Source organism: Candidatus Dormiibacterota bacterium, from assembly GCA_035635555.1.
GTDB lineage: Bacteria > Acidobacteriota > Polarisedimenticolia > Gp22-AA2 > Gp22-AA2 > Gp22-AA3.
In genome coordinates, this window is sequence record DASQAT010000058.1 from 39,779 (window position 1) to 51,467 (window position 11,689).

Below are 11,689 nucleotides of genomic sequence, written 5' to 3' on the forward strand. Positions count from 1 at the left end.
TCAGACGGCCGGCGCCGACTGCACCGACGGTCGCCCCCCGGGCCTGTATCCGTGGGGATCGATCACCGCGGCGCGGAAGCCGGCGGCGAGGACGGCCTGGATCACGAGATTCCCCTCGGAGGGGAAGGAGGATTTCACGAGTCCTTCGCGGTCCAGCTCGACCCGCGCCCCTTCCCCCTGGACGCGGACGCGCACCTGGCGATATCCCAGGGCCCTGATCGCCGCCTCGGCACGCTCGACGCGCAGGAGCGCCGCGCGGGTCACCGGCACGAAGCGGGGCAGGCGCGAGGCCAGACAGGCCATCGCCGGCTTGTCCCAGGTCGGAAGCCCCAGGCGGTGGGAAAGGGAGCGCACCATCTCCTTGGTCAACCCTGCCTCGACGAGCGGCGCGCGCACGCCCGCCTCAGCCGCCGCCCGCATGCCGGGCCGATCGTCTCCCAGGTCGTCGGTGATGGCGCCGTAGACGAGCGTCCGTCCGCCGGCCGCGACCGCCAGCGTCTTCAGCACTTCGAACAGTGCGGTCTTGCAGTAGTAGCAGCGCAGGGCGTCGTTGCGCGCGTAGCGCGGATCGTCGATTTCGCGCGTCTCGACGAACCGATGCCCCGCACCGATGAGACGCGCGAGGAAGCCCGCCTCCTCCCGTTCGGAGGCGGCCAGGGACGGGGACACCGCCGTGATGGCGACAGCACTGTCGCCCAGGACGTCGAATGCGACCTTCAAGAGGAGCGTGCTGTCCACGCCGCCGGAGAAGGCGACGAGGCAGGGACCGATGTCCCCGAGAATTCGCTTCAGCTCTCCGTGACGGGTTTGCATCGCAGGTACCCGGCATGAATTCCGGTCGCGACGACGACCTTCGCGAGGTCGAAGAGAACGAACGGCAGAACACCCGCGCGGAACGCCGCGGCCGGATCCCCCAGGACCACAGACAGCCACGCGAGCCCGCAGGCGTGAATCGTTGCCGCGCCGAGCAGGAACGCCAAGGCTGCAGGGAGCACTCCGCGCCCCCCGATCCTCTTGATCGCCGAGCCGACGACGAACGCCGCCGCGATGAATCCAACCAGGTATCCACCTGTCGGCCCGAGGAGGTACAGCGGACCGGAACCGGGAAGCGCGAAGACCGGCAGACCGGCCATCCCCATGAAGATGTAGGACGCCTGGCTGACGGCGCCGCCCCGGGCGCCGAGGACCGCGCCGGCGAGGAGGACCGCGAGTGTCTGAAGAGTGCCCGGAACGGGTGTCATGGGGAGCGGGATGGAGACCTTGGCCGCCACCCAAGTCAGGAGGGCGAAGCCGACCACGAGCATCCCCCGCGCAATGGGCCTTTCCAGGGGTCCGACATGAGCCTGTAAGCGTGCGTCCGCCGTACCGCTCATGCTTCCGGGAATATTCGCCGATTTCAGGCTCATCGACCCTCCTCGACGACGGCTTCTTCAGCCCGGTATCGTCGGCAGGCTGGGCATTGTAGGGCGCTGTCGCTTCGTCTGTCAATCAATCGGCCCGATTTCTCTTCCGTCACAACTTTTCCTTGACAGCCTCTGACCTTCACCGTATATGGGCAGCGCATCAACAGATTCGCCGTAATTTGAGCACTGCCGACTGCTGGATCGTTAAAACTTGAGTGAGGTCGTAGTGGGGGGGCTCCCATTCGCCTGCCTCTCCCCTGATCAGGGGTCCGGTAGGTTCACGCCTTCCGTTTTTTCAGCCTCCGGGCTTTGCCCGGGGGTAGTCATGGCCTCTTTTTCCGCCGCAGAAGCTTTCGCAGCCCACCAAGGAGGACAAGAATGAACGCACTTTCGAAGATAAAGTGCAACCGGACGACCCTTATCATCCTGGGTCTGTGCCTCGTACTGGCCGGACCGGCGATGCTGCTGTGGGCATCCCGTGCCCCAGTTGCCCTTCCTGACGGAGGGGGCATCGATGCTCAGATGGAGCAGCTGGAGATCGAGCGAATCTCGCACGCCCAGCTGCCTCATGCGACGCTGCGTCCCGAGGGGTTCTCCCCCTTCGGGCAGGCGTTCAAGAACGGGCCGGCCAGGACCAAGGGGGATTCCGCCGGGCTCCTGCGGATGAACATCGGTGACATGGACCCGAAGAATCCTGACGCGCTCCTCTCTGCCATGCCGGCGGAGCTCCGCCTCGGCGAGAAGGAGAAGCAGGGTCTCGGTCCGAAAGGCTCCCTGACGCCCGGTCTCAACTACGCCATGTTGAGCCCGCAGGCTGTGTCCTCGAAGTCTCTCGATGCCGTCCTCGAGGGGATACGCTCCTCGGCACGGATCATCAGCGTGGGGCAGAACGCCACCCTCTTGATTTACGTGTCGGCCGGCCAGATCGGTCAGATGCGCCAGAACCCGGACGTCGTCTTCTTCCAGGGGATGCCTCCGGGAGACAAGATCAACCTCACAACGGCCAGAACACCGCTCATCGAGGCGGCCCGCGCCGTCGACCCGAACCTGCTGCTGGAGGTGTCCCTCGTCCCGGGAAGTGACGCGGCCGCCGCGCGGCAGGAGATCTCCCGCGTTCCGGGCATCGGAAACATTTCCGATTATGGTCCCGCCGGCTCGGCTCTGCTGGTGCGCGCGGACTACAAGGCCTTGAGCAAGCTGGCCCGGATCAAGGACATCCTGAACATCCAGGAAAGCATGGAAATGATGTCCCTCAACGCCAGGAACGTGCCGGCGGTCCAGGTCGGCACCGACCAGTTGTCGAACCAGGCCAGGCCGTTCGATGATGCGGGCCTCGACGGCGGCGGCAGCGGCGCCCTCCTCTGCACGAACAACCCGGCGCAGGCCTGCACGACCGACGCAGGCTGCACGGCGCCCGGTCTCTGCCGGCTGCAGTTCTACAACAACGGCACGGCGGCCGTGCCGCCCCAGATCGTCGGCGTGCTGGACAACGGGATCAGCGCGGACACTCCGAGCTTCGCACATAGCGCCACGCAGGTGACCACCATCGTCAATCCATTCGGTCCGGCGCACCGGAAGATCCACTCGATCATCAACGTGCGCGACAACGGCAATGACTGCGACGCGATTCTTGACGGGGGCGGCAGCCACGGCAACATAGTCGCCTCGGTCATCGCGGCCTGGCCGACCGGCGTCGGCGCCTTCGCCACCCGCACGAGCATCGGCCTCAACGGACAGCCGCGGGGCTCCAATCTGGACGGTGTGGCGCGCCGGTCGCGCATCATCGTGTCTGATATCGCCGACAAGAGCCGCTGCACCTTCAACTCCCTGGTGGAGCGCGGCGGCAACGTCGATCCGGGCAGCCTGGCCTCCCGCCTGGGCGAGTTCATCTGCCCCAAGAGTGGCGGCACGGGTGCCTGCGCCGGGATCACCGGCGGCGGCACCGAGGTCCACATCGCCGTGACCCCCTTCGGCGCGCCGGACAACTTCTCGACCGTCCAGTTCCAGGGGAACGACGGCAAGTATCTCCAGCAGTCGGTTGACATCGACACGTTCCTCTACAACAACCGTGATTTCACGGTCGTCGGACCGGCCGGGAACAGCGGCGTCCTGATCAGCTCGAGCCGGCCCGATTTCTGGACACCCCGCGTGATTCCGGACTTCTTCGATGGAACCGACACGGATGACTGCGTACCGCCCTGCGACCCGGCCCACTACGTGGTCAGGAACATCCAGATCCCGCCCCCGATGACGGCCAAGAACATCATCACGGTCGGCGTCACCCGCGCGGACGAGGACACCTTCTTCAAGGATTTCGACAATCTTGCGAACATGGCGACTTATTCGTCCCGCGGTCCCGCGACGCCTGAGTCGCTCCGCATGGCCCCCATCGTGGACGCGCCGTGCTGCGACCTGGGAGCCGGGGTCTTCGACTTCTCGTCGGTGGCCGGGTTCCGCAGTCGCGACGACGACAACCTCGGGCCGGTCGACGCCACGATCGACGAGGGGAACTACGGATCGTCCTACGGCGCCGCGGCGGTCACTGGGGCGGCAGCCCTGGTGCGCGACTACTTCGCGCAGGGCGCCTATCCGACCGGAGCGCAGGTCACGGGGAATCGAGTCCCGAACGTCTCCGGCGCCCTGGTGAAGGCGGCCATGGTCGCCTCGGCCAGGTTCACGACGAATATCCGGACCCCGGGTGAGGGGGGCAAGACGACACCGGACAAGATTCTGCGGCGGTCGCGTTTTGCAGATCTCGGGACGATCTCGAACCATAACATCGGCCTCATGGGGAACAGCGAGCAGGGTTACGGACGCGTCGTGATGACCAGCGTTCTGCCGCTCGCGAACTTCTCGAAGCACTTCCGCGTCGGTGGTGTCGATCCCGCCAATGGCGTGAGATGGACCGCCGGCAATACTCCTCCGGGGCCGATGCACTGGGAGTATCCGGCGGAAGGGCTCCTCGTCTGGGACGACATCGCGACGGGTGAGCTCGCCATCGACAACGCGCACACGTCTCAGACGCACACCTTCCGCGTGACTTCCGCCGAGTGTGCGGTGGCGGCCGACGGGGGTCAGGTCGCCTCCGCCGGACAGCTGCGCGTCGGGCTGGCCTGGACCGATCCTCCCTCTCTCCCCGGCGCCGGCGGACCGCTGGTGAACGATCTCGACCTCGTGCTCGAGAGTCCGGGTCCGAACAACTGTCTGGGTGCCGGCGATACCAAGCCGGATGGCACCATCTGCCCGGCCGGCTCGGAGACCGACAACTTGTTCTATGACGGGAACCGCTACGGATCCAGCAGGAACCCGTTCGTCGACCAGTGGTCCCTGGCGAGAGTGTCCGGCCAGCCGGAGACTCACGATCCGCGGAATCCACAGGAAGCTATCCACCTGACTTTCGACCGCAACAATGACACGAGCCCGGCCGATTCTCAGATCTATACAGGGACCTGGCGGGTCACGGTGAAGAGGGGCGCCGGCGGCGCGGTTGCGGGTTCGATCACGATCACCGGCCCGAACGAGGATGCGAACGGCAACCGTCGCCTGGACGCCGGAGAGGATACGAACGCGAACGGCCTCCTGGACCTGGGTGGACAAACGTACGCCCTGCTCGTTTCGGGGCCGGTCTTCAAAGATGCTGCCGAACCGCCTCCTGCGAAGGGCCCCGCGGCCTTCCCGCAGAGCGCGGTCACGCTCGACAAGATCAGGTACTCGTGCGAGGACACGATGGTCGAGACGATCGTGGACTCTACTCCGGGTGCCGGCGCGAGCAGGTCGTCCGCTTTCGCCACGTTCGTCGTCCGCAATGCCGCGGGCGCCATCGTCGATACCGAGTCTAACGTCCCGTTCGCCGGGTGTGGCTGCGGCGCTGGCACGGAATCGTCAGCCATCCCGATTCGCAACGTCCCGTCCCCCGCGCCGAACAACGGCATCCTCGAGGCGGACACGGGGATGACGATCACCAATACCTACGCCCCGCCAGGCCAGGTGGTCGTCACCGCCTCGGTCAAGGTCGACTGCTCGCCGAACTTCGTCACCAGTTCGTTCATCATTCCGCAGACTCAGGGATTCGGTCCCCAGATCGCCAACAATGGCGGTACCTTCCTGAGGCCGGGGACCCAGAGCGCGGGGTTCGGTCCCCAGACCCAGATCGGCGGCGGCTGCGACAACGACGACAGCCTCGACGCGGGCGAAGTCCTGACCTACGGAATCGCGCTGTCCAACCGCGGCCGCGACTGGCCCGGTGACAGATCGGACGATTACGATGACGTGAAGGCCACCCTCACCCCCTCCGGGACCGGCGCGGGTGCCATCACCGTTCTCGACTCGCCGAAGAACCTGGGTCGGATCCCGCCCGGCCAGCCCCAGGGGGCCTACTTCCACGTCTCCGTCAACGCCGCGGCGGCAAACGCCCTGGCCATTACCGATCGTCAGGTGACGATGACGCTGACGCTGGACTCCCTGAACAAGGGGCGGCGGATCAGCCAGCAGTCGTACACGTTCACGAACGTCATCAACGCCGATCGCGAGACGCTGCACTACTCGACTGACTGTCTCGCGGGGCCGGGGCTGACCTGCCGCGGCGTGCGCGACCTGAACCGTAACCAGCTCATCGACCGCCCCGACGTCATCGACCCGGTGCTCCTGTTCATCCTGCCGGACGAGGACGTCACCTTCTCGTCCCTGTTCACGACGATCGGCCCGGGCAGCACCCTCGTCAGCAACACCCTCGGCGAAGATCTGAACAACAACGGCGTCCTGGACGCGACCGAGCCGGACGTCCTTCCGAACGGCATTCTGGACCGCGGCATCCTGATCGCCGCCTCGGGGCCGACGGTGGGCGGCGACAAGGTGCCCTGGAATTTCGACTCCAACAACGGTGGATGGCTCTCGGTTCGTCATCCATCGAGCACCGCGACGAACATCAACGCCAACCCGATGTGGGAGTACAAGACCAACGGAATATGCGGCTTCCAGACCTCCGGCGGGTTGAACAAGTTCGGCATCTGGCACACGGGTGACGGCGACGTGGCGACGCCTGTCCCCGGCACCCCGTGCGACAACTACTCCGTCCCGAACTCCATCACGACGGAAAACAGGGTCGAGCTCGTCGTCGACGTCCTGCAATCTCCCGTCATCGCCAAGGTCAATCAGCTCCCCGACACTCGCGGCTTCTCGTACGGCGTCGAGTTCAAGCGGCTTGGAGTCAACGTCAACGACGAAGTCTGGGACGCGGGCTACACCGGGACGGCTATCAACATCGACAACGACCTGGACAACGACACGACCGACAACTTCCTGAACCAGGAGCTGGACGACTACTACGCCCGTTACGGTGTCTGGCCGTACGGCAGCGTCGTCAACCTTGCCGCCGGGAACGGCTTCGGGTACGGCGGAATTGATCCGAGCAGCTACTTCCCCTACCAGAGGACGTTCGGCCCGCTCAACGACCCGAACGGCGGCACCCCCTTCGATGGAGGCTTAGAGACCGGCTTCACCGGCAACATCGCGGCCTCGAGCGGAGGCTCCACGCGCATTTCTCCCATCCCGCCGGCAGTTGACCAGGACTACCAGAAGTTCCCGCAGCCCGGCTCGGCTGTTCAGGGCGTCTGCACCGGCGGCACCAACCCCGGTGGTCCCTGCCAGTCGAACACGGACTGCGCCGGTGGCGGCACCTGCACGCTGGAGAGCATCACGATCGCCGGGCCGGTCCGGAACTTCGAAGAGACGCTCGTCGGCTTCGAGGGCGGGTTCTCCGTTCCAACCTTGTTCGGGACCTCGTCCCCCGAGGGCACGGGCGGCATCTACAACGCGGGCCCGGCCGGAAACCGCTGGGGGATCGCCTTCGGCTTCTGGAGCATCGAGTCGCTCACTCTGGCCCAGGACTACGGCTTCGGCCTGGACGACGTCGTCTTCGAGTGGGACGAGTTCCACCCGAAGGACGAGTCGGCCTTCGCCCCGCCACACGCTCCGGCCTGCAGTCGGTTTGGGACGCCAGGGAACCCGGCCGGAGGCCAGTGCGCCACCATCACGGTCGACCGCACCAGCCTGTACGAGTGCGAAGAGTCGGTCGAGATCACCGTCGACGACCCGAAGCTGGCTGGCGCACCGCCCGCGAGTGTCCAGGTCATGATAGTCAGCGACAGCGACTCGGACACTTTCTCCACGTCCCGGTTCACCGTCCTGAAGCCGAACACCAAGCGCTACACGCTGGCGTCGGTCGGGGGCGGTCTGTTCAGGGGCAACGTCACCTTCTCCGGGACCTCCAACACGTCCAACAACGTCTTCGTCCAGGCCGGCACCGACGTGCAGTTCATCGTCTACTACCTCGACCCGAACTGCGACGGTGATGGCGACGGTCAGGCGGGCGAAGACCTGTTCGACAATCTGGACGGTGACGGCGTCAACACCGCGACGGACAACTGTCCTCTCATCTACAACCCCACGCAGGCGGACGCCGATCTCGACGGTGTCGGCGACCTGTGCGACAACTGCGTGAGCGTGTCCAACGCCAGCCAGGACGACGCGAACGCCGACGGCGTGGGTGACGCCTGCGAGTTCGACGACGTGGACGGCGACGGTGTGGAGAACGGCACCGACAATTGCCCGGACGTCTACAATTCCAGCCAGGCCGGAGTCTGCGTCAACGGCACCAATAATGGCGTGAGCTGCCTGGCGGACTCGACATGTACGGGAGGCGGCACCTGCTCCAAAGTCCGCGGCTTTGCGTGCTCCAGCGGCACACAGGACCTCGACGGCGACGGACGGTTCGACGTCGCTGACAACTGCGTGCTGTCGTCCAACGGCAACCAGCGCAACCTCGACGGGGACGGTCTGGGTGACTCCTGCGACGGCGATTGCGGCCTCCTCACGGTGGTGAAGATCTGCAGCAACGCGCCGGCGACAACCTGCACGAGCAACACCGATTGCCCTGCGGGCGGCACGTGCCAGACCGAGGTGCGTCACGCTCCGTCGGCAAACTGCTCCATCAGCGACGACGACGCCGACGTCGACGGCGTGCCGGACAACGTGGACAACTGCCCCGACATCGCCAACCCGGCGATCATTCCGACCACGAACCGGCAGCTCGACAGCGACCGCGACGGCCTGGGGGATGCCTGCGACCCGGCCGGATCGCTGGACGATGACTTCAACGGCATTCCGGACGACCTGGTCTCCTTCGCCGGGACGGTGGCCTGCCAGCAGGTGGACCTCGCCAACCTGTCGGTCCTGCAGGCGGTCTACACCGACATCGACGGCGACCACGATCTCTTCCCCGATCCCGGCGAGACGGGGCTGGTGCAGGTCCGAGTCCAGAACAACGGCAAGGCCCTGACGGGGGCGAGCTTCGTTCTCACGTCCTCCGATCCGAATGTCGACTGCATCACGTTCCCCAGAATCGTGGCCGGGGATCTGCCGGCGGGTGGTTCGGTCCTGCTCGGGAGCCTGACGCCGCTGCAGACCGGATCGAGCTTCACGTTCCGCGCCAAGAACACTCTGGAGAGCACGGCCGCGAGCACCGCCAAGATCCACCTCTGCGTCACCGCGATCTCCAACGAGGTCCTCGGAGGTACGGCGTGCTTCGACCTGCTGGCCGACCTCGACATAGCAGGTGGCGGCAGCGAGACGTTCATCGCCGGACCGGACGGCATCCCGGGCAACACAGATGACGGCACGCTGGAAGAGACCTTCGACACGGACCGCAATGGCGACGGCAAGTTCTCGACCGACGACATCTTCCGGCTGCAGGACGCCGGCTCGGGTCTCGTCGGCCACGCCACCTACATCCATGGCAGCGCGACGGGCGTCGGCACGGACGTGGTCGCGGGTATCGCCTGCGGCGGGTACTCCACACCGGCCCAGGGGAACCCCGCCTGCATCCTGCAGCCGAACTTCCCGATGGACTGGCACTTCCATTGCCCGACCGCGGACGGCCTGCCCACCGGCAAGTGTCCGAACACCGAGCCGGGCGGCTTCGGCGCGGGGGGCCATGTCCCGTGCGTCGGCGGCTGCTCCTACCAGACGCCGGCCGACGGTCAGAGGGCGTTCACGCCGCCAAACTCGTTGCACATGGGGGCGCACTTCGATTCAGCTTCGGCCGCGAACGGCGACTCGACGCACCTGCGCACTCTGCAGGCCCTGCAGTCGAATCCGATCAACATGGCCTACGCCCCGCGCAGCGCGTCCGATCTGAAGTTGTCGTTCTACCACATCGTCGACATCGTCGGCGGCGACGCCGTCAGCGGCGGTGTGGGACTGTGCCACGACTGCGCCCTGGTCCAGATTCAGACCGACCGCAACCACGACCCGGCGGTGGATGACTGGGGCCCCTGGTCGACTCTGGCGCCGTTCCAGAACATCTACGACAAGCAGGTCCGTGCGTGGAGCAACTTCGGGCCACAGTACTGCGAGATCACGCCGGTCGACACGGGCACGGCTCCGCCCGCTCCGCGTGGCGTGCACGAAACGATGTGCTTCAACGAGCGCGCCTGGTCGCACTGCGGCAGCGCTGGCGGCACGGGCGCCAGCCAGGCCTTCAATTGCTCCGGTGGCGTCGTCGATCCCGGCGGCACGGGCGTCTGGGTCCAGTCCAAGTTCAACCTGGACGGTTTCCTCGGTCAGCGGATCCGGATCCGGTGGATCGCCCAGACCTGGAGCCTGGACAACGTATCCGATTCGTACTTCGAGCGTGGCCCGGGATGGAGCGATACGCCGCATGACGACGGCTGGTGGCTCGACAATATCGACATCACCGGCGTGGTCACGGCTCAGGTCACACCCGACCCCGACCCGAAGCCGCCGGTCCCGGGCAGCTGCCCCACCGGGCTTGCAAACTGCGACGAGAACGCCTCCTCGACGGACAAGGGGACGCTCCCGGCGATCAAGGTGACAGACCTGCAGGGGAACGTGTTCGGAGCCAGCCTGTCGCCCGTGGCAGGACAGTCGATCCTCGTCACCGGGGCCGCATCGAGCATCCCCGGAGGATGCACGAGCGGCGGTGCGCAGTTCCAGTTCACCAAGAACGGCAGTCTGGTCCAGGATTGGAGCAGCAATCCGGTCTACAGGGATACGGCCACTGAATACAGCCCGACCTACCGTGTCCAGGTTCGCTGCAGCTCGGATACCTCCTGCACCAGTGTCAACGGCGCCTCTGTCAAGCTCGCCATCTATGACGGAGTCAACACCGATTCGGACTGCGGCCTGTCGCTAGGGAACACAGGCGTCACGTACGTGGGCGGCACGACCAAGACCACAACCCTGACCTTCAGCCCCGCTGGAGGCTCGCTGGATATCTACAAGGGCGGTGTTACGACTCTGGGCACGGGCAACGGCTTCGTGGGTCTCGGTCCGACTTGGCAGCATGTCGCCACCACATGCTTCCGGAACAACTCGGCCAACCCCACACCCGCACTGGACCAGACGGCGGATCCGAACCCCGCCATCGGTGCAGCCACCTTCTACGTGGCGAACTGTGCGGTGCCTGGTGTGCTCAACGGCGCGCTTGGCTTGGTGCAGCCGAACAGGTGCTTCGGTGGTGCCACTCCGAACGCGGCGTGCTTCTCCAGCGCCACGTGCGGCACGGGCACCTGCCTCACCGCGGCCACTGTGAACAGCTCCGCAACGCCGGCATCGGCAACGGCCTGCCAGCCGTAACGGCGGGAGGTAACTCTGGGGGGGCCCTTTTTGGGCCCCCCTTTTTTTTTGGAAAATGCCCGACAAGCGTGCGGATCGACCGGGTGAGTCATGGGTCGATGGGCGGGCTGAAGGCGCCCCAGTCCTGCCTCCAGGCGAGGACCTCTTCAGGGCGGTACGGTCTCGGCGCGATGGCGACGGCCTGGGCCGGGGTGGTGCCGGTGCGGTTGGTGATGCCGCGGCAGAAGTTCGACCACAGCGTGGCGATAGCGAGATGGGCCTGCAGCCACAGGCGCTTTTTGCTGACACACCAGGTACGGCGCCGCAGGCGCGCCAGGAAATGGCGCAGCCGGGCGTTCGTGTGGTTGATAGGGAACAGCGGGTTGCCCCGGTCGCGGCGCATCGAGGCGGAGTGGGTGCGCCAGACGAAGCGAGTCCCGAGGAGTTCCCTGCCGAGCCGGCCGTACAGGGGCTTCTGGTCCGACTCGAGAACGACGGGCGCGGTGGGAGCAACGCGGCGCAGGCGGCTGAGGACTTCGTGCACGGCCCTATGGGACTGGGACGGGCGACGGCCGTGGAGAGCCTCGTGCTCGGCCCTGAGCCGCCGCTGCCTCGGGGTGAGCCGTCCCTTGCGCCGCAGCGGTCCGACGGCG

Annotated in this window: 4 protein-coding genes; 1 reads left to right on the top strand and 3 read right to left on the bottom strand. The window is 66.4% G+C overall.

Translation table 11 applies throughout. The features are described from left to right. Window positions 1-813 (bottom strand): ATP-dependent sacrificial sulfur transferase LarE, encoded by an 813-nt coding sequence (gene larE, locus VEW47_17725; GenBank protein ID HYS07020.1) that lies wholly within the window; start codon window positions 811-813, stop codon window positions 1-3. Beyond that, window positions 789-1,298: a biotin transporter BioY gene (locus VEW47_17730; protein ID HYS07021.1), complete on the bottom strand. Its 510-nt coding sequence runs from the start codon at window positions 1,296-1,298 to the stop codon at window positions 789-791. The genes larE and VEW47_17730 overlap by 25 nt, the downstream gene beginning before the upstream one ends. Before the next feature lie 627 nt (window positions 1,299-1,925). Between VEW47_17730 and VEW47_17735 the strand changes: the two genes are divergently transcribed. Then, on the top strand, window positions 1,926-11,057 hold the full coding sequence (locus VEW47_17735; GenBank protein HYS07022.1) for a thrombospondin type 3 repeat-containing protein: 9,132 nt from the start codon (window positions 1,926-1,928) through the stop codon (window positions 11,055-11,057). Window positions 11,058-11,145: 88 nt separating this feature from the next. Here VEW47_17735 and VEW47_17740 read toward each other — a convergent pair. Further along, the coding region (locus tag VEW47_17740) for a hypothetical protein (protein HYS07023.1) at window positions 11,146-11,689 on the bottom strand (544 nt) is incomplete at its 5' end.